Raw genomic sequence first — 18,416 nt, 5'->3', positions numbered from 1 at the left:
TTAATGTTTCATTAACACCTGTGCTTCACCGTATAATCCCCCTGTTAACATCAGGAGCCTATTATGAAGCCAGCGAAAATCGCGGTCGTCACCCTCTTCTTACTTATGGCCATCGGCGGGATCAGCGGCGTGATGCTGGCCGGCTATTCCTTTATTGTGCGTGGCGGTGTCGGCTGATCCAGCGGGTCAGACGCTCAAACGCGCGGTCGACGATAATCGCCGCCAGCGCCACCAGCAGCGCCCCCTGTACAATATAGGCGGTATTAAAGCCGCTCAGGCCGATGATGATCGGCGTCCCGAGCGTACTGGCCCCCACCGTCGAGGCAATGGTCGCGGTACCAATATTGACGATGACCGAGGTGCGGATCCCCGCCAGTATCACCGGGGCCGCCAGCGGTAGTTCCACCTTATACAGACGCTGCCAGCCGGTCATTCCCATCCCTTCGGCTACCCCTGACACCCCCGACGGTATCGACCCCATCCCGGCCAGCGTTCCCTGCAGCACCGGCAGTATGCCATACAGCGCGAGGGCGATGAGCGCGGGCAGCCAGCCAAATCCCAGCACCGGCACCGCCATCGCCAGCACCGCCACCGGCGGAAAGGTCTGCCCGATAGCGGCGATCGTCTCCACCAGCGGGCGAAACGCGCTGCCGGCGGGCCGGGTGACCGCCACCCCGGCCCCCAGCCCCACAGCCGTTGCCGCGAGACTGGACGCCACCACCAGCCAGCCGTGATCGAGGGTTAGCGCCCAGAAGCTCTCCTGCAGATAGACCGGCCGCGGCAGTTCCGGAAACAGCCGGCTAAACAGCGGCGCGCTGTAGGGCAGCCCTACCAGCAGGCCGATAAACAGCGCGATAAGCCACCACAGCGGCTCACGAAGCGCCTTCATGGCTCATCTCCTGGCGCAGCAGATCGGCAAAATGCAGCGTGCCGCAGGGCCTGCCGTCGGCATCGACCACCGGCAGCGCCTCGCAGCGCCGGGCGACAAACTGCGACAGCGCTTCCCGCAGGGTCATGGTGACGGTCAGCCCCTCACCCGCCAGCCATTCGCCGGGACGCAAATAGTCCCCCACCTCGCGCAGCGACAGCAGGCGCACGCCCAGCTCGCTGCGGCCAAAAAAGGTCTGCACAAAACTATTTTTCGGCCGCAGGAGCATCTCCAGCGGCGCCCCCTGCTGGACCACCTCGCCCCCGTCCATCAGTACCAGGTGGTCCGCCAGACGCAGCGCTTCGTCAATATCATGGGTCACCAGCACAATCGTCCGCCCCAGCAGGCGGTGGATGCGCAGCATCTCCTGCTGCAGCGCCTCGCGGGTCACCGGGTCGAGGGCGCCGAAGGGCTCATCCATCAACAGCACCTCCGGATCCGCCGCCAGCGCCCGCGCCACCCCCACCCGCTGCTGCTGGCCGCCGGAAAGCTGATGCGGGTAACGGTCGTGCAGCGTCGCCTCCAGCCCTAACAACGCCATCAGCTCGTCGACCCGGTCGGCGATCCTCGCCCGCGGCCATTTTTGCAGCTGCGGCACAGTGGCGATATTCTGCGCCACCGTCCAGTGCGGAAACAGGCCGATGGACTGGATGGCATAGCCCATCCGCCGCCGCAGGGTCAGGACCGGCTGCTGACGGATGTCCTCGCCGGCAAAACGAATAGTGCCCCGGTCCGGCTCCAGCAGGCGGTTGATCATCTTCAGCGTCGTCGACTTGCCCGAGCCGGAGGTCCCCACCAGCACCGAGAAAGCGCCTTCGCGCAGCTGCAGGGTCAGATCCTTCACCGCCGGATGGCCGGCAAACACTTTGCTGACCCCTTCAAACTCAATCATTGGCCTCTCCTTTTAGCCAGGCGCCCCACAGGGCGAACAGGGCATCCACCACCACCGCCAGGGCAATGGTCGGCACCACACCCAGCAGCACCAGATCCAGCGCACTGCTTAGCAGCCCCTGAAACACCAGCGCGCCAAAGCCGCCGGCGCCGATCAGCGCGGCCACCACCGCCATGCCGACGGTTTGCACGCTGACCACCCGCAGGCTGCGCAACAACACCGGCATCGCCAGGGGAAGCTGCACCTGACGAAAGCGCTGCCCGGCGCTCATGCCCATCGCCGTCGCGCTCTCCAGAGCATCCTGCGGCACCTGCTGCAGGCCGGTCACCACCCCGCGCACCAGCGGCAGCAGCGCATACAGCGTCAGAGCGATCAGGGCTGGCGCCACGCCGGTCCCGGAGACGCCCAGCTCGCCCAGCGCCGGGAAATAGCGCGCCAGGCCGGCAAGTGGCGCAATCAGCAGGCCGAAAAGCGCCACCGACGGGATAGTCTGGATCACATTGAGCACAGTGAAGGCCGGCGCCTGCCAGCGCGGACGTCGCCACAGCCATACCCCCAGCGGCAGGCCAATGAGCAGGCCCGGCAGCAGGGTGCCGAACAGCAGAAGCAAATGCTGGCGCAGGGCGTCGTCAAATACTTCCTGACGGTTGGCATACTCCTTCAGCAAAGAGAGCTGATCGAGCGCCCCGGTAGCAAGCAGGATGATGGACAACAGCCAGACTTGCGCATTGAGCAGCCAGCGCCACAGCGGCCGGACGGTAAGATGACGGATGGCCTCGCTGGCCAGCAGCAGACAAAGCGCCAGCGAAAGCCACAGGCCGCTGCCTGGCGAGGTGCGCGCCAGCGGCGAGCCATGTCGGGAGAGCTCAAGCGCCGCCTGTCCGCTGCCCCAGATAAGCAGCGGGAAGAGCAGTTCGGCCAGCAGCAGGTGAAGAAGCGGCACGACCCTGCCTGGCAGCCAGCAAAGCAGCATCCCGGCAAGGGCTGCCGCCAGCTGAACGCCGGCGAGCCAGGGCATCACCTGCCACAGCCCACGCCCTTCACCGGAGAGTAAGCGATTCGGCGCGTAAGTGATAAACGGCAGCGCCAGCGTAACCAGCAGCAGACCTGTCAGCAGCAGGCCGACGCGGTGAGTACAGCGAATGGTCACCAGTGGCTTACTTCAGCAGGCCTTTCTGCTGCAGATAATCTGCCGCCACGCGCTTCGCATCCTGGCCTTCCACCGCAATACGGGCGTTCAGCTGCTGCAAGGTTTTTTCATCGAGGCTGGCAAAGACCGGCTTCAGCCAGTCGGCGATCTGCGGGTAGGCTTTGAGCACAGCCTCGCGCACCACCGGCGTCGGGGCATAAATCGGCTGCACGCCCTGCGGGTCGCTCAGCGTCTGTAACCCCAGCGCCGCGACCGGGCCGTCAGTGCCGTAGGCCATCGCCGCGTTAACGCCCGAGGTCTGCTGCGCCGCTGCTTTGATGGTCACCGCCGTATCCCCCCCGGCCAGCGACAACAGCTGGTTCTGGTTGAGGTTGAAGCCATACGCTTTCTCAAACGCCGGCAGCGCGTCCGGGCGCTCAATAAACTCCGCCGAGGCCGCCAGCTTAAATTCACCGCCCTGCTTCAGGTAGCGACTGAGGTCGGCCAGCGAGGTCAGGTGATTTTTCTCCGCCAGGTCCTGGCGCACCGCGATGGTCCAGGTGTTGTTCGCTGGCGCCGGGGTGAGCCACACCAGTTGATGTTTCTCCTGGTCGAGACGCTTCACCTTCTCATAGCCCTGTTGGGCATGCTTCCACGCCGGGTCGTTTTCATCTTTAAAGAAGAAAGCGCCATTGCCGGTATATTCCGGGTAGATATCCAGCTCGCCGGCGACAATCGCCCCGCGCACCACCGGCGTAGTGCCGAGCTGGATTTTATTAATCGTTTTTACGCCGTGGCTTTCCAGCACCTGCTGGATCATATTACCCAGCAGCGCCCCTTCGGTATCAATTTTCGAGCCGACCTTCACCGGCTCCGCCGCCTGCAGCGGCACACTTATCAGGGCGGCCAGCGCCAGCGCGCCGGACCATTTCATTGCCATCTTCATCCCGCTTCCCTCAGTTCTTTTGCGCTTCGCTTACAGAAGCTTAAGAGAAAAGCGTAGTCCATTTGCAGGCGATACGAAAAAGAAAAGGCCGATTAATCGGCCTTTAACGTGTCACGTTGAGCTTAAGGGCTATTCCTTACAACAGTTCAAACTCGCTCTGCTTCACGCGGGCGGAGTCCACGCCGATAAAGACATTGAATTTGCCCGGCTCAGCAACGTATTTCATCTGCTGGTTCCAGAACTTCAGCGCGTCGACGTCAATCGGGAAGCTGACAGTTTGCGTTTCGCCCGGCTTGAGGTTGACCTTTTTAAAGCCGCGCAGCATTTTCACCGGCCGGCTCATGGAGGCAGTGACGTCCTGCAGATACAGCTGAATGACCGTTGCCCCTTCACGTTTGCCGGTGTTGGTCACCTGCACGCTGGCGGTCACGCTGCCGTCGCGCGGCAGGGTGGCTGACGACATGGTGACATCGGAGACGCTAAAGGTGGTGTAGCTGAGGCCATAACCAAATGGATACAGCGGGCCGTTGGCTTCATCGAAGTAACGCGAGGTGTACTTGTTCGGCTTCTCCGGATTATACGGCCGGCCGGTATTCAGGTGGCTGTAGTAGGTTGGGATCTGCCCCACCGAGCGCGGGAAAGACATCGGCAGTTTGCCCGACGGATTGTAATCGCCAAACAGCACATCGGCGATGGCGTGGCCGCCTTCGGTGCCGGCAAACCAGGTCTCCAGCAGCGCATCGGCTTGCTGATCCTCTTTCACCAGCGCCAGCGGACGGCCGTTCATCAGCACCAGCACCAGCGGTTTGCCGGTGGCTTTGAGAGCGGCAATCAGATTGCGCTGGCTCTGCGGCAGGGTGATGTCGGTGCGGCTGGAGGCCTCATGCGCCATGCCCTGCGCTTCGCCCACCACGGCAACCACCACGTCGGATTGCTTCGCCGCCGCGACGGCTTCGTCGATCATTTCCTGCGGCGAGCGCGGGTCAACCTGCACTGCTTTCTCATACAGGTTAAGGAAATCGACAATGCCTTTATCGTCGGTAACGTTCGCCCCTTTGGCGTAAATCACTTTGCCGTTATCGCCCAGCGCTTCTTTAATGCCGGTCAGGACGGTCACCGACTGGTCGGCCACCCCGGCCGCGGACCAGCTGCCCATCATGTCGCGTTTGCTGTCCGCCAGCGTGCCAATCACCGCGATGGTGCCGGATTTTTTCAGCGGCAGCGTATCGAGACGGTTTTTCAGCAGTACCAGGCTTTCGCGGGCCACTTCGCGCGCCTCTTTGCGATGCAGGCGGCTTTCCGCGTTGGTGTCCTGCGGGTCAGAATCTTTTGGTCCCAGGTGGCTGTACGGATCGTTGAACAGCCCCATGTCATATTTCACGTTGAGCACATGACGGGTGGCGTCATCCAGCTCGGCCATGGTCACCTTGCCTGACTTTACCAGCTCCGGCAGGTACTTGCTGTAATACTCGTCGCTCATGCTCATGTTGATGCCGGACTTGAGCGCCACGCGCACCGCGTCTTCCGGGTCGGAGGCCACGCCGTGCTTAATCAACTCTTTGATGGCGCCGTGGTCGGAAACCGTGATGCCTTTAAAGCCCCACTGGTCGCGCAGGACGTCTTTCAGCAGCCAGGAATCGGCAGTCGCCGGGGTGCCGTTCAGCGAGTTCAGGGCCACCATCACCGCGCCGCTGCCGGCATCAAGCCCGGCTTTATACGGCGGCATATAGTCGTTGAACAGGCGCTGCGGACTCATGTCGACCGTGTTGTACTCTTTCCCGCCCTCCACCGCGCCGTAGGCGGCGAAGTGCTTGACGCTGGTCATCACTGAATAGCGGTCCGCCGGACTCTTGCCCTGCATCGACTCCACCATCGCCTGGCCCATCATCGTGGTCAGATACGTGTCTTCCCCGAACCCTTCGGAAGCGCGTCCCCAGCGCGGGTCGCGGGAGACGTCGACCATCGGCGCCCAGGTCATGTTCAGGCCGTCATCGGCGGCTTCATAAGCTGACACGCGGCCCACGGTCTTCACCGCGTCAAGGTTAAACGACGAGGCCAGGCCGAGGCTTATCGGGAACACGGTGCGCTGGCCGTGCAGCACATCGTAGGCAAAGAACAATGGGATCTTCAGGCGGCTAAGCTGCATCACCTGATCCTGCATCGTGCGGATATCCGGACGGGTGACGGTGTTAAAAACCGCCCCCACCTGACCGTCTTTGATCATTTCACGGATCGCTTCTTTCGGGTTATCCGGGCCGACGCTTATCAGACGCAGCTGGCCGATTTTCTCGTCCACCGTCATTTTTTTCAGCAGGTCGGTGACAAAGGCATCCCGCGCCTGCGGGGTCAGAGGGTGGTTACCAAACAGTTCATCCGCCAGCGCGGGTTGCAGCGCCAGACTCACGGCGACGCCTACAGTGCAGAGCCATTTCATTGTTATCTCGCTTTTTCTCAGACGGGGACTCGGTAAAACATAATAAAAACCGCAGTTTGCCATATATATAAACAACGCGCCCGCAGAATGCTAAGGTTCTTCTCTGATTTTTGCGAAACATTCATGCATCAAATTGTCATACAAAGCGCTATGCTTATCCTCGATATTTCGCGCACCACCACAAGGAGTGGAACATGTCATCTGCACCCACTAATACCCATAAAACGTTTCTGGCGGATCTGGCGCGCCTGGTTGGCCCTTCGCATCTGCTGACCGACCCGGCAAAAACCCAACGCTACCGCAAAGGCTTCCGCTCCGGTCAGGGCGAGGCGCTGGCGGTTGTGTTTCCCGGCACCCTGCTGGAACTCTGGCGCGTGCTTAACGCCTGCGTAGACGCCGATAAAATTATTCTGATGCAGGCGGCCAACACCGGCCTGACCGAAGGTTCGACCCCCAACGGCAATGATTACGATCGCGAGATCGTGATTATCAGCACTCTGCGCCTGGATAAACTGCATCTGCTGGACAAAGGCGAGCAGGTGCTGGCCTGGCCTGGCACTACCCTCTATTCGCTGGAAAAAGCGCTCAAACCTCTGGGTCGCGAGCCGCACTCAGTGATCGGCTCGTCGTGCATCGGCGCATCGGTGATCGGCGGGATCTGCAACAACTCCGGCGGTTCGCTGGTGCAGCGCGGGCCCGCCTATACCGAGATGTCGCTGTTCGCGCAGATTGACGCCGACGGCAAGTTGAAGCTGGTCAACCATCTGGGCATTGATCTCGGCAGCACGCCGGAGCAGATCCTCAGCCGCCTCGACGACGAGCGCATCAGCGATAGCGATGTGCTGCACGACGGCCGCCACGCCCACGATCACGACTATGTGACCCGCGTGCGCGATGTCGATGCCGACACCCCGGCGCGCTACAACGCCGACCCGGACCGCCTGTTCGAATCCTCCGGCTGCGCCGGCAAGCTGGCGGTTTTCGCCGCGCGTCTGGATACCTTCCCGGCGGAAAAACGCCAGCAGGTGTTTTACATTGGCACCAACCAGCCGCAGGTATTGACCGAGATCCGCCGCCATATCCTCGCCGAGTTCCAGCATCTGCCGGTGGCGGGGGAATATATGCACCGCGATATTTACGATATCGCCGAGAAGTATGGCAAAGACACCTTCCTGATGATCGACAAGCTCGGCACCGACAAAATGCCGTTCTTCTTCACCATGAAGGGGCGCACCGACGCGATGCTGGATAAAGTCTCGCTGTTTAAGCCGCACTTTACCGACCGCTTTATGCAGAAGCTCGGCCACGTCTTCCCAGCGCACTTACCGGAGCGGATGAAAACCTGGCGTGATAAATATGAACACCATCTGCTGCTGAAGATGGCCGGGGATGGCATCGAAGAAGCGCAGCGCTGGCTGACGGAATACTTCCAGCAGGCCGAGGGAGATTTCTTCGCCTGTACGCCAGAAGAAGGCAACAAGGCATTCCTGCACCGCTTTGCCGCCGCGGGCGCGGCCATCCGCTATCAGGCGGTGCATGCTGATGAAGTCGAAGATATTCTGGCGCTGGATATCGCCCTGCGCCGCAACGATACCGAGTGGTTCGAACATCTGCCGCCGGAGATCGACAGCCAGCTGGTGCATAAGCTCTACTATGGCCACTTTATGTGTCATGTTTTCCATCAGGATTACATCGTCAAGAAAGGGGTCGACGCCCACGCTCTGAAAGAGCAGATGCTGGAGTTACTGAAAGCGCGCGGCGCCCAGTACCCGGCGGAGCATAACGTGGGTCATCTGTATGAGGCGCCAGAGAGCCTGCAGCAGTTCTATCGCCAGAACGATCCGACCAACAGCATGAACCCAGGAATTGGTAAAACCAGTAAGCAGAAATACTGGGGTGAGCCGCAGAAGCCGTCTGCGCCACAATAATCGTAAAAACGGGACTGTCCCATTGAGGGGGACTCTCAAATCAGAGCGTCCCCTGCCCTAAAATCAGTATTGTTAGAAGTCCGTCTTAAGCCGTGATGCTCTATTTAGCTGGCGCTGCTGGCTATTTTATTCAGTCATCTTCTGACGGGCTTCTACCAGCAGAGAATAATCGCCACCGAGTTCTTTCGTCGAGTGGATAGCGCTCTGAAAAAGCGTGCCCAGAATGTTCCTGATCTCCTGCGGCCTGAACCTTTCTTTTGGCCCAGAGAGCGTGAGTGCGCCCTGTAAAATCCCCCCCACGCCAAAAACCGGCACAGAAACCGAAGCGGTTTCGGGATCGCGTTCACCATAAGATTCAGCCCACAAGTTTTGCCGTATTTCGGCAAAAATGGGGTCATCCGTGTAGGTAAACGCGCTCAGTATTTTCCCGGAGGCGCCGTATTTCGCAGAGAAGCGATCGCCTTCACGTATGGAAACACGAACCGCCCGTCGAGGTTCGACGCGATAAAGAATGACGCGCCAGTCATTATCCATGATGTAGAAAGAGGATGTTTCTCCGCTGAGAGTGGAAAGGTGCTCAAGATGTGGCAACAGCACATCCCTTAAGCGGAATGAAGCCTGATACAGCGATGAGAGCCTGAGCGGCTCTGGCCCGATGCAGTAACGACCATCGACGGATTTACGCACAAAGCCTGCTTTTTCAAGGGAGCTCAGCAGACGGAGAAGGGTACTTTTATAGAAACCGGTTCGCCGCGCTAATTCAGCTAGCGTCAGTTGAGAGGCGTCCTTGTCAAATACGGCAAGAATAGCAAACGCACGATCCACTGCTGCAGCGCCGCTTTCAGCTGCCGGTTTCTTTCCGGCCGGATTTTTTTCCGGCGCGCCGTCATCGTTTGTCATGCAGACCTCATAAATTGAAAAAGCCCGGTGAATCGAGGCGAATTGTCCATAACTTAATGAACAAAATAAGGAATTACAAGGACAGATAAGGAAGCCTGGGGGGCCCGCCTGTGCGGGCTGGTGATGATTAAGTCGCTGAGGAAATGATACCGCGTTGCTCCAGACGCGCTATCGCCTCTGATGAGTAACCCAGCGCTTCAAGAATGGATGCCGAATCATGGCCAACATCAGGCACGTTAATACGGGTTCCGAAACGCTGTCCGTCCATCTCAAAAGGCAGCATAGGGATACGGACCTCGGTCCCGTCTGGCAGCGTAACGCCAGTCATGCCGCCGGACTCGTTAAGATGGACATCATCAAAAAGATCGTCCGGGCGACGAATGGGAGAAAATGGCAGGCCAAACCGTTCACATAGCGCCATAACGTCATGCTTAGGCATCGACTGCAGGTGCGCTCTGATAACCGGCAAAATTCGCTCACGGGCCTGAACACGTTGATTATTTGTGGCAAGGCTTTCATCCACAGCGAAATCATGCATGCCAAAGGCTTCACAGAATACCTTCCACTGCGTATCGCTCACCACGCCAATGAACACCTGCTCATTTTCGCGGGTGGTAAATACGTCATAGACGGCCCAGGCAGACAGCCGGCTGGGCATCGGCGCGGCTGATTTTCCCGTTACGGCTTTCTGCATCATGTGCTGGGCGACCAGGAAGGCTGAGTTCTCATAGAGCCCCGTCTGCACAAACTGCCCCTGTCCGTTCTGGCCGCGCTGTAGCAGAGCAGCCAGCACTGTGATTGCGCTGAACATCCCGCCCATCACATCATTGACTGACGCGCCCGCCCGCAGCGGACGTCCCTCCGGCCCCGTCATATAGGCCAGTCCGGTCATCATCTGCACCACTTCATCCAGCGCCGTCCGGTTCTCATACGGACCCGGCAGAAAGCCTTTCATCGAGCTGTAGATGATGTCGGGCTTAATGGCTTTGACGGCCTCGTAGCCGAAACCTATTTTATCCATAGCGCCAGGGCGGAAATTTTCAGTGAACACATCGGCTGTAGCAATCAGCTTTTTAACCGCTTCCTGACCTTCTGCCGATTTAATATCGACAGCCAGACTTTTCTTGTTGCGATTATAGGTCATCCAGTAGCCAGCGCCCGACCCCGTCAGTCGTCGGGTATTGTCTCCCTGAGGGACCGGTTCAATTTTTATCACTTCTGCGCCAAGATCGGCCAGCAGCAGGCCACAGGTCGGCCCCATCACCATGTGGACAAATTCAATGACGCGGATGCCTTCCAGCGGCAGTTTTTTCTGATTCTGATCGGACATTATTTTCTCCCTGCATAGTGAAAATTTTTCCCAACTCCGGCATCGGGAATAAAACCGTAGAGCGGCTCTCCGGGTACTCCTCGTTTGAGCGTTTCACGCGCAGTGAGCAACCTGTCTATATCGACGCCGGTACGCAGCCCCATTGATTCGAGCAGATAGACGAGATCTTCTGTCACAATATTGCCCGATGCGCCGGGCGCGTATGGGCATCCACCTATCCCGCCGAGCGAGGCGTCAAAGGTCGTTACACCGGCCTCCAGAGCCGCAAGAACGTTCGCCAACCCCTGGCCTCGGGTATTGTGAAAATGAGCGCTGCCGGCCAGCTCACCGACTTCTGCTTTCAGCCTGCGGAACAGGCGCTGTACCTGAAGCGGCGTGCCGTAACCTACCGTGTCAGCCAGGCCAACCTCATCAACGCCCAGCTCAGCCATCATGCTGGCAATGCGAATAACGTTGTCGTCGTGAACGACGCCCTGAATAGTGCAGCCGAATACCGTCGAGAGACCTGCTTCGATCTCAACCCCGGGGTGGTTCTCATTGCGAAATGAGACGATTTTGGCCACCTCGGCAAAAATCTGGTCATGGGTTTTATTCACGTTTGCCAGCGAATGAGGTTCGCTGACTGACACCGGGATAGTGACTTTCTGTACTCCTGAGGCGAATGCGGCCTCTGCCCCACGCAGATTTGGTACCAGCGCAGTGACAAACAGATTCGGTAGCGTACGCGCATACTTTACGATCTCACCCGTATCGGCCATCTGGGGCAGCAGCTTCTGTGAAACAAAAGAACCCACCTCAATTTCCCTCAATCCCGCTGAGGCTAAATCACTGACCCACTGCTTTTTCAGCGCTGTCGGCATGACGGCAGAAACGCTCTGCAGCCCGTCTCGCGGCCCCACTTCACTGATAAGAATGTCGATATTGCTCTGGCTCATTGGCTCTGCTCCGATATAGTCAGGTGAACTCTCACCACACTCACGTGTTCTCTCTGACGAAACGATGTTCTGTTATAATTTTGTTGTAATTTGAACAAGAGTCAATCAGCGCTTAACGCCTCGATTTATTACTGAGATCTAAATCACATTCGTTGCTGTGCGCGGGGATCATTTCTGAGCGGTTAACCACTGGATGCATTATTTTTTATCGGGAGCGGATAATCATGCGCAAATTTTTCGCTAAAATCGGAATAAAAAAGCTTTATTTTCAGAACAATGCCTGAAAATTTTGTCGGAGGCGGTAATGTTGACTGGGCGCGATAATGTTATTCATTGCCTCTGGCGGCAGGGTGTTTTCTCACGGCAGAAAATCTGAGCGTAGCGATCAAGTCATGATCGCTTTTCAACAAAACTTCGATCCAGCTCAATTATTTTACATCTCATTCACATCCTTTCTTGACGTCCTCCTCTGTTCACCGCAAGAGTTAACATCAAAATAACAAAACAACGTTCTGTCTGACAGAATAATATCAATAACCAAGAAGGTGCAATGATGACAATACTAAGCTACCTCATGATCGGCGTGTTCATGTTTCTGATCATGACTCGCAGACTGTCAGCCCTGCTCGCGTTAATCCTCGTGCCGCTGTTTTTTGCCCTCGTGGCCGGCTTCCACGCTGAGCTGGGCAAAATGATGATGGACGGCGTTAAGCTACTTGCCCCGACAGGTGTCATGTTGACCTTCGCCATCCTCTATTTCTGTGTCATGACCGACGCCGGGATGTTCGACCCTTTTATCCGTCTCATTGTTCGTATCGTAAAAGGCGATCCGCTTAAGGTTTTGGTAGGCACGGCGATTCTGGGTATTAGCGTAGCGCTGGACGGCGATGGTGCCACGACTTACCTGATCTGTACCGCCGCTCTGCTTCCGCTGTATCGCCGGCTGGGAATAAAGCTTCAGTACATGGCAACCGTGCTGCTGCTTTCGATCGGCGTGATGAACATGCTTCCCTGGGGGGGACCCACGGCGCGCGCCGCCAGCGCCATGAAAGTCGACGTTGGCGAACTCTTTATGCTGCTCCTGCCCGTTATGCTCTGCGGTCTTGCCTGGGTGGTACTGGTTGCTGTTTTTTTTGGCCTGCGCGAACGGCGCCGGCTTGGCGTCATCGACATTGATCTCAGTGAAGATACCGGGAAGCGTACTTCAGTCACCAGTTACCGTTATCTCTTCAACTCCGCTCTGACCACTGCTTTGTTAGTGATGTTAGTTCTGGGCATTCTGCCTATGGCGACACTTTTCATGATCGCCTTTGCGCTGGCGATGCTGGTGAACTTCCCCAACCTGAAACGCCAGAAGGAGATCCTTGCCAAACATGCAGAGAACGTGCTTGCCATTGTTGCTCTTATTTTTGCAGCAGGGATTTTTACCGGCATTTTGTCAGGTACAGGTATGGTGGATGCCATGTCCAACAGTCTCGTAGAGTCACTACCTGCCTCAGCAGGCCCCTGGCTCGGCGTTATCACCGCGCTTATCAGTATGCCGTTTACCTTCTTCATGACAAACGATGCCTTCTACTTTGGCGTTTTGCCTATTCTTGCCCAGACCGCGGCCAGTTATGGGATTTCACCCATGCAGATGGCCGTTGCTTCGCTGATTGGACAACCCGTTCATCTACTCAGCCCACTCGTTGCGTCAACGTACCTTCTTGTCGGCATTCTCGATCTTGATTACGGGTTGAATCAGCGCGCAAGCCTGAAGTGGGCAGCAGGAACCGTTATGTGCATGCTGGCAGGCGCGATCGTGCTCGGCACTTTGCCGTTACACAGCTGACCGGTTGTCGTTGGTCGATACATTGCCTGGGTTAATCTTGTCAACTTTTTGGGGTCAGAACAAAACCAGGACTATTCAGCCTTGGCGCTTCTGTATTACGCTGCACGCCGGAGAATGTCTCTCCGGCAGATTCAGGAGCGCCGCCATGCCCGCAGAGGCCCCGTTACTCGACAGTGATTTAGAAATTCGTGAAGCGCTGCCCGACGATGCGCACGCCATCGCCGCGCTGTATGTCTGGCACGTGCTCAATGGCCGCGCTTCCTTTGAAGAGATCCCCCCTACCGTTGACGAAATGCGTAAACGGATCAAAACCGTCCGCGATAACGGGCTGCCCTGGCTGGTGGCGCTATGGCGCGGCGCCATCGTCGGCTACTGCTACGCCACCTTCTATCGGCCCCGTCCGGCCTACCGCTACACGCTTGAGGAATCGATCTACGTTGAATCGGGAATGGGCGGGCGCGGTATCGGCAGCGCGCTGCTGTCGCGGCTGATCGCCGAATGTGAGAAAGGCCCGTGGCGGCAGATGCTGGCGATCATCGGTGATGGCCATAACAATGCCGGTTCGCTGGCGATCCATAAAAAGTTTGGTTTTACCGTGGCGGGTCAACTGCGCAGCGTGGGCTACAAGATGGGCGACTGGCGGGATACGTTGATTATGCAGCGCGCGCTGGGTGACGGCGACTGGACCCTGCCGGAGTGATATCTGACGTTAAATCCCCGGCTCGCGGCGTAACCGCCTTAGCCGGGCTACCGTTCAGCGCGGTTCCGTAGGCCGGATAAGGCGTCAGCCACCATCCGCCACAAACACCGGCACTCAGCCTGATTGCCCGGCGGCGCTACGCTTGCCGGGCCTACGAAGAAGATGAACCAGGCACCAAATAACGTAGGCCGGATAAGGCGCGAGCCGCCATCCGGCACAAACGTGGCACGGTTCCGGGTATATTGCCCGGCGGCGCTACGCTTGCCGGGCCTACAAAGGGGGCGAACCAGGCACCAAATAACGTAGGCCGGATAAGGCGCGAGCCGCCATCCGGCACAAACGTGGCACGGTTCCGGGTATATTGCCCGGCGGCGCTACGCTTGCCGGGCCTACAAGCCCTGATAACCATTTGATGTATAAATACATCTGTAGCCCGGATAAGGCGCAATGCGCCGTCATCCGGGGGACAGGCAGATTAATCGTTCTGCGCGGTCTGCGCGCCGCCTTTCAGCATCGCCTCTGCCATCTGCGCTTCGCGCTGCTTTTTATAGCTCAGCGCCGAGGCGGGTACCGGCATCACCTTCCCGGTCTCGATCCAGGTCCGCAAGCGGCTGGCGTCGGCGAAGTGGGTGTATTTCCCGAAGGCATCCATCACCACCAGCGCCACCGGGCGTTGGTTAATCACCGTACGCATAATCAGACAGTGGCCGGCAGCATTGGTGAAGCCGGTTTTGGTCAGCTGAATGTTCCAGTTATCGCGATACACCAGATGGTTGGTGTTGCGGAACGGCAGGCTGTAGGCCGGATGGGCGAAGGTGGCAGTCTCTTCTTTGGTGGTGCTCAGTTGGCCGATCAGCGGATACTGCTCGCTGGCGATCAGCAGTTTGGACAGATCGCGGGCGGTAGAGACGTTATGTACCGACAGGCCTGTCGGCTCCACGTAGCGGGTATGGGTCATGCCCAGCGCCTGCGCTTTGGCGTTCATGGCGCGAATAAAGGCGTCGTAGCCGCCCGGGTAATGATGCGCCAGGCTGGCGGCCGCGCGGTTTTCCGAAGACATCAGCGCCAGCAGCAGCATTGTGCGGCGGCTGATTTGACTGTTGAGCCGCACGCGGGAGTAAATCCCCTTCATTTCCGGCGTCTGGCTGATATCCACCGTCAGCATCTCATCCATCGGCAGATGGGCATCGAGCACCACCATGGCGGTCATCACTTTGGTGATCGACGCCATCGGGCGCACCAGATCCGGCTGGCTGGCATAGATGATTTTTTTGCTCGCCAGATCGACGATTATGGCACTGCCGGAGGCGATATCCGGCTGCGAGGCGGCAACCGCCGCGGAGGTTTTTGCTAACGCCTGGGGCGCAAAAGGCACAGCCAGTAGCAAGGTCAGGCTGAGCAAAGAGACTCGAAATTTCGGCATCATGGGCATTCTGAAAAGTATTTTTGCACGTTATGGAACGTACGCCGCGAGGTTAAGTGGGCAACATCGCTGGCAAACGCCATCATACCGCGCCGTAAGGCCCTGTGCCTAATAAGAATCGTGAAGAAATGCTGCATTGCCGACACAAAATACATATTTGCCGGCAATGCATAATAACCCGAGACGTCCGATCAGAAGAGTCGGTAGCCATACCCCCACAGTACCACAGTGATCGCCAGCAACACTTCCAGCACCAGTACCCCGATGGCCAGCGTCGAACTGGCGAAGCTTAACCCCTCTTCCCGGTTAATGCTCAGGAAGGTCGGGATGCCCAGGTAGAGCAGATAGCCGGTGTAAAACAGCGCGATGGTACCGATAAGCGCACACAGCCAGACCAGCGGATAGAGCGCCACAATCCCGCTCAGGAACAGCGGCGTGGCCACATAGCCGGCAAACACCATGCAGCGTTTCAGCGAGGGTTGCTGCGGATATTGCCTGGCCATCCACCAGATAACCCGTCCCATGATCGCCACCCCGGCCAGCATCACGGCGTAAAACAGTACCGCCAGCGCCAGACCGGTCAACATCGACAGTTTAATAACGGTGCCGTCGCCGAAGTTCCAGCCCAGCTGCGTAGTGCCGATAAAGGCGCACACCACCGGAACCGCCGCCATCAGCAGCACATGGTGCGTATAGTGATGAGAAATGGTTTCATTCTCGCTCTTTATCACGCTCATCTCCCGGTTGGGATGAGCGAAGAGCCCCCAGACATGGTTCATAGCGTCCCCCTTGTCACGGCTTCGTACTGCACTGATCCAAGTATAATTCACCCTACAGATTATTTTGTGTACAGCGCAAAAAATCTGCGTCACCGCGTTTTGGTCAGCAGGGTGTATGATTAACAGGTGATGAGGTAAGGAGATAAGCTTTTTATGGATATTAATCACCTGATTTCCCAGTATGGCTACGCGGCGCTGATCGTCGGCAGCATAGCGGAAGGTGAGACCATTACCCTGTTGGGCGGCGTCGCAGCGCATCAGGGGTTACTGAAGTTTCCCCTGGTGGTGATCGCCGTCGCTCTCGGCGGAATGATTGGCGATCAGCTGCTCTATCTGCTCGGCCGCCGCTTCGGCGGGCGCATTCTGCGCCGTTTCGCCAGCCAGAAGGCGCGAATACGTAAAGCGCAGCGCATGATCCAGCACCGGCCGTGGCTGTTTGTCATCGGCACCCGCTTTATGTACGGCTTCCGGGTTATCGGCCCCCTGCTGATCGGCGCCAGCCGCCTGTCGCCACGGGTTTTCCTGCCGCTCAATGTCCTCGGGGCGCTGGTATGGGCGCTGCTGTTTACCACCATTGGCTATCTCGGTGGCGAAGTGATCGGCCCGTGGCTGCATCATCTGGACGCGCATCTGAAACACTGGATCTGGCTGATCCTCGCGGTGGGACTGGTGGTCGCCGCCCACTGGTGGCTCAGGCGGCGAGAAAGAAAGAAGAAAGACTAAGCGGCGCACCCGCAGGCGCGCCGTTGCGCCGGTTATTTCACGCTCTGGTGATAGCCGCCGCCGAGAGCAGAAGTCAGCTGAATGCTGGCGTCAATCCACTGGCCGTGCAGGCGCAATGCGGTAATGCGCTCCTGCAGCGCCGGGAGCTTCGCCATACTGACTCTGGAGCCGGGTAAGATCCCCGCCGCCATTCGGGCCTGCGCCAGGTTCACCACCCGCTGGGCGTCTTTTTCAACCTGCTGCTGCTGCTGGCTTTTGGCCATCAGCGTCTCGACCTGGCTGGCGGTTTTCGCCACCTGGTTGACGGCATCCACCACCGCTTTGTTGTACTGCGCTATCGACAGGCTGTTCTGCGCGCTGGCGATATCCAGATTGGCATTGAGGCGACCGCTGTCAAAGATCGGCAGCGTCAGCCCGGCGGTGACGCCCATCTGCTGCGCCGAGTGACGGAAAAGATCGCTTAAGTGCAGGGCATCCTGCTGCAGGAACGCCATCAGATTGATGTCCGGATAAAACGCCGCTTTCGCCGCGTCCACTTCGCTCAGCGATGCCTCAATGTACCAGTGAGCGACCTGCAGATCCGGGCGGCGCGCCAGTAGCTCATAGCCGAGGGTATCAGGCAGCTGCGCGCTGACGGTCGGCAGGCTGACCGGTTTGAGGTTCAGCGACTGACTCTGGCTGTTGGTCAGGGCCATCAGACGCGCTTCAATCTCTTTCATCGTACCCGCGACGTCCGCCAGCTGCTGGTCGGTTTTGCTGACGTTAATATCATTCTCCGCCCCTTCGGCGGAGTTGGTGATCCCGCGCTGCAACAGCGCCTTGTCGACCGTCACGATATTATTTTGCTCACTCTTCACCTGCTGCAGCACGGCTTTAATCGCCGCTTCCGTCTGCCACTGCCAGTACAGACGCGCCACGCTGCCGGAGAGCAGCTCGCGGGTCTGGGCCTGCTCTGCCACCTGAGCTTTCAGCTCGCCGATACGGGCTTTTACCAGCGCGCGGTTTTTGCCCCACAGGTCCAGATCCCAGCCGGCGGTCAGGCCGAAGGTGCCGTTGGTGTACCACGGGCCGGTGTTGCCGTCGGTGTCGGTGGCGAACGGCCCCATCAGGCCTTCAGCGGACATTTTCTGCCGTTCGATATCGGCGGAGAAATCCATCTCCGGGCCAAGATTCGCCTGCGACATTCGCGCCTGCGCTTCGGCAAGCCTGATGCGCTGTTCGGCAATTTGCATATCCGGCGCATTAGCGAGTGCGCGCTGAATCAGATTATCCAGTTGGGCATCGTGGTAGTCTTTCCACCAGTCGGTCTGCGGCCAGCCATTTTTCACGGCAGCAGGGAGATCCATGGAAACATGGGACGCCGGAATTTGCTGCTGCGGCGGATGAGCAATCTCATGTGATGGCGCGCAGCCAGCCAGCGCGATGGCCAGGGGCAATGCCGCCAGCACGCTTTTATTTAATATCAATTTCATTAGACAGGTCAGATAACTTAATCAGGTTGGTTATCATAAGTTAATTGAATTAAACGCGTTTAGTAA

At 58.3% G+C, this 18,416-nt stretch carries 16 protein-coding genes; 5 read left to right on the top strand and 11 right to left on the bottom strand.

Annotation, left to right across the window (positions count from 1 at the left end; genetic code table 11):
* Positions 1–63: 63 nt before the first annotated feature.
* A complete protein-coding gene (locus CWM61_RS09780) occupies positions 64–177 on the top strand; it encodes a protein YohO (RefSeq protein ID WP_002912762.1) in 114 nt (37 codons plus the stop codon).
* Here CWM61_RS09780 and CWM61_RS09775 read toward each other — a convergent pair.
* The 5 genes from CWM61_RS09775 to bglX all read right to left on the bottom strand — a co-directional run bounded on the left by CWM61_RS09775 (position 152) and on the right by bglX (position 6,329).
* Positions 152–889, bottom strand: a complete 738-nt coding sequence (locus CWM61_RS09775; protein WP_074388058.1) for an ABC transporter permease — start codon at positions 887–889, stop codon at positions 152–154. The genes CWM61_RS09780 and CWM61_RS09775 overlap by 26 nt on opposite strands.
* A complete protein-coding gene (locus CWM61_RS09770) occupies positions 873–1,820 on the bottom strand; it encodes an ABC transporter ATP-binding protein (RefSeq protein WP_100631163.1) in 948 nt (315 codons plus the stop codon). Before CWM61_RS09770 ends, CWM61_RS09775 begins: the two co-directional genes overlap by 17 nt.
* Positions 1,813–2,970 (bottom strand): ABC transporter permease, encoded by a 1,158-nt coding sequence (locus tag CWM61_RS09765; RefSeq protein WP_100631162.1) that lies wholly within the window; start codon positions 2,968–2,970, stop codon positions 1,813–1,815. Before CWM61_RS09765 ends, CWM61_RS09770 begins: the two co-directional genes overlap by 8 nt.
* 7 nt (positions 2,971–2,977) lie before the next feature.
* On the bottom strand, positions 2,978–3,895 hold the full coding sequence (locus tag CWM61_RS09760; protein WP_100631161.1) for an ABC transporter substrate-binding protein: 918 nt from the start codon (positions 3,893–3,895) through the stop codon (positions 2,978–2,980).
* Between the two features lie 136 nt (positions 3,896–4,031).
* The gene (bglX, locus tag CWM61_RS09755; protein WP_100631160.1) at positions 4,032–6,329 is read right to left on the bottom strand and encodes a beta-glucosidase BglX; all 2,298 of its coding nucleotides are present in this window, start codon (positions 6,327–6,329) and stop codon (positions 4,032–4,034) included.
* Between the two features lie 194 nt (positions 6,330–6,523).
* Between bglX and dld the strand changes: the two genes are divergently transcribed.
* Complete coding sequence (gene dld / locus CWM61_RS09750) at positions 6,524–8,257, top strand: D-lactate dehydrogenase (protein WP_100631159.1); 1,734 nt, start codon at positions 6,524–6,526, stop codon at positions 8,255–8,257.
* A 126-nt stretch (positions 8,258–8,383) separates the two neighbouring features.
* Here dld and CWM61_RS09745 read toward each other — a convergent pair whose 3' ends face one another.
* The 3 genes from CWM61_RS09745 to CWM61_RS09735 all read right to left on the bottom strand — a co-directional run bounded on the left by CWM61_RS09745 (position 8,384) and on the right by CWM61_RS09735 (position 11,422).
* Entirely contained in the window at positions 8,384–9,157 is a 774-nt protein-coding gene (locus CWM61_RS09745) for an IclR family transcriptional regulator (protein WP_100631158.1), read from the bottom strand.
* Between the two features lie 127 nt (positions 9,158–9,284).
* The gene (locus CWM61_RS09740; protein WP_100631157.1) at positions 9,285–10,487 is read right to left on the bottom strand and encodes a CaiB/BaiF CoA transferase family protein; all 1,203 of its coding nucleotides are present in this window, start codon (positions 10,485–10,487) and stop codon (positions 9,285–9,287) included.
* Positions 10,487–11,422 carry a hydroxymethylglutaryl-CoA lyase gene (locus tag CWM61_RS09735; protein ID WP_100631156.1) on the bottom strand — a complete coding sequence of 312 codons (936 nt, stop codon included), beginning with the start codon at positions 11,420–11,422 and terminating at the stop codon, positions 10,487–10,489. Before CWM61_RS09735 ends, CWM61_RS09740 begins: the two co-directional genes overlap by 1 nt.
* A 550-nt stretch (positions 11,423–11,972) precedes the next feature.
* Here CWM61_RS09735 and CWM61_RS09730 point away from each other — a divergent pair.
* Together CWM61_RS09730 and CWM61_RS09725 are read left to right on the top strand one after the other, a co-directional pair.
* Positions 11,973–13,253 (top strand): CitMHS family transporter, encoded by a 1,281-nt coding sequence (locus tag CWM61_RS09730; RefSeq protein WP_100631155.1) that lies wholly within the window; start codon positions 11,973–11,975, stop codon positions 13,251–13,253.
* 145 nt (positions 13,254–13,398) lie between these two features.
* Positions 13,399–13,953, top strand: coding sequence for a GNAT family N-acetyltransferase (locus CWM61_RS09725; protein ID WP_008804045.1), 555 nt, complete (start codon positions 13,399–13,401; stop codon positions 13,951–13,953).
* A gap of 475 nt (positions 13,954–14,428) precedes the next feature.
* On the opposite strand, the gene pbpG is transcribed toward CWM61_RS09725, so the two are convergent.
* On the bottom strand, positions 14,429–15,379 hold the full coding sequence (gene pbpG, locus CWM61_RS09715; RefSeq protein ID WP_165784241.1) for a D-alanyl-D-alanine endopeptidase: 951 nt from the start codon (positions 15,377–15,379) through the stop codon (positions 14,429–14,431).
* A 188-nt stretch (positions 15,380–15,567) separates the two neighbouring features.
* A complete protein-coding gene (locus CWM61_RS09710) occupies positions 15,568–16,155 on the bottom strand; it encodes a Yip1 family protein (protein WP_008804043.1) in 588 nt (195 codons plus the stop codon).
* Between the two features lie 153 nt (positions 16,156–16,308).
* Between CWM61_RS09710 and CWM61_RS09705 the strand changes: the two genes are divergently transcribed.
* Positions 16,309–16,878, top strand: coding sequence for a DedA family protein (locus CWM61_RS09705; RefSeq protein WP_061153879.1), 570 nt, complete (start codon positions 16,309–16,311; stop codon positions 16,876–16,878).
* 32 nt (positions 16,879–16,910) lie between these two features.
* On the opposite strand, the gene mdtQ is transcribed toward CWM61_RS09705, so the two are convergent.
* On the bottom strand, positions 16,911–18,350 hold the full coding sequence (gene mdtQ / locus CWM61_RS09700) for a multidrug resistance outer membrane protein MdtQ (protein WP_074388051.1): 1,440 nt from the start codon (positions 18,348–18,350) through the stop codon (positions 16,911–16,913).
* Between the last annotated feature and the right edge of the window lie 66 nt (positions 18,351–18,416).

This window comes from Klebsiella sp. K-Nf6 (genome assembly GCF_002806655.1).
Taxonomy (GTDB): domain Bacteria; phylum Pseudomonadota; class Gammaproteobacteria; order Enterobacterales; family Enterobacteriaceae; genus Klebsiella; species Klebsiella variicola.
This window is presented reverse-complemented; position numbering and strand designations above follow the sequence as displayed.

Bases quoted from the DNA above. Each gene is read 5' to 3' on its own strand.
- CWM61_RS09780 (WP_002912762.1), top strand. From the start codon at position 64: ATGAAGCCAGCGAAAATCGCGGTCGTCACCCTCTTCTTACTTATGGCC.
- CWM61_RS09775 (WP_074388058.1), bottom strand. From the start codon at position 889: ATGAAGGCGCTTCGTGAGCCGCTGTGGTGGCTTATCGCGCTGTTTATC.
- CWM61_RS09770 (WP_100631163.1), bottom strand. From the start codon at position 1,820: ATGATTGAGTTTGAAGGGGTCAGCAAAGTGTTTGCCGGCCATCCGGCG.
- CWM61_RS09760 (WP_100631161.1), bottom strand. From the start codon at position 3,895: ATGAAGATGGCAATGAAATGGTCCGGCGCGCTGGCGCTGGCCGCCCTG.
- bglX (WP_100631160.1), bottom strand. From the start codon at position 6,329: ATGAAATGGCTCTGCACTGTAGGCGTCGCCGTGAGTCTGGCGCTGCAA.
- dld (WP_100631159.1), top strand. From the start codon at position 6,524: ATGTCATCTGCACCCACTAATACCCATAAAACGTTTCTGGCGGATCTG.
- CWM61_RS09745 (WP_100631158.1), bottom strand. From the start codon at position 9,157: ATGACAAACGATGACGGCGCGCCGGAAAAAAATCCGGCCGGAAAGAAA.
- CWM61_RS09740 (WP_100631157.1), bottom strand. From the start codon at position 10,487: ATGTCCGATCAGAATCAGAAAAAACTGCCGCTGGAAGGCATCCGCGTC.
- CWM61_RS09735 (WP_100631156.1), bottom strand. From the start codon at position 11,422: ATGAGCCAGAGCAATATCGACATTCTTATCAGTGAAGTGGGGCCGCGA.
- CWM61_RS09730 (WP_100631155.1), top strand. From the start codon at position 11,973: ATGATGACAATACTAAGCTACCTCATGATCGGCGTGTTCATGTTTCTG.
- CWM61_RS09725 (WP_008804045.1), top strand. From the start codon at position 13,399: ATGCCCGCAGAGGCCCCGTTACTCGACAGTGATTTAGAAATTCGTGAA.
- pbpG (WP_165784241.1), bottom strand. From the start codon at position 15,379: ATGATGCCGAAATTTCGAGTCTCTTTGCTCAGCCTGACCTTGCTACTG.
- CWM61_RS09710 (WP_008804043.1), bottom strand. From the start codon at position 16,155: ATGAACCATGTCTGGGGGCTCTTCGCTCATCCCAACCGGGAGATGAGC.
- CWM61_RS09705 (WP_061153879.1), top strand. From the start codon at position 16,309: ATGGATATTAATCACCTGATTTCCCAGTATGGCTACGCGGCGCTGATC.
- mdtQ (WP_074388051.1), bottom strand. From the start codon at position 18,350: ATGAAATTGATATTAAATAAAAGCGTGCTGGCGGCATTGCCCCTGGCC.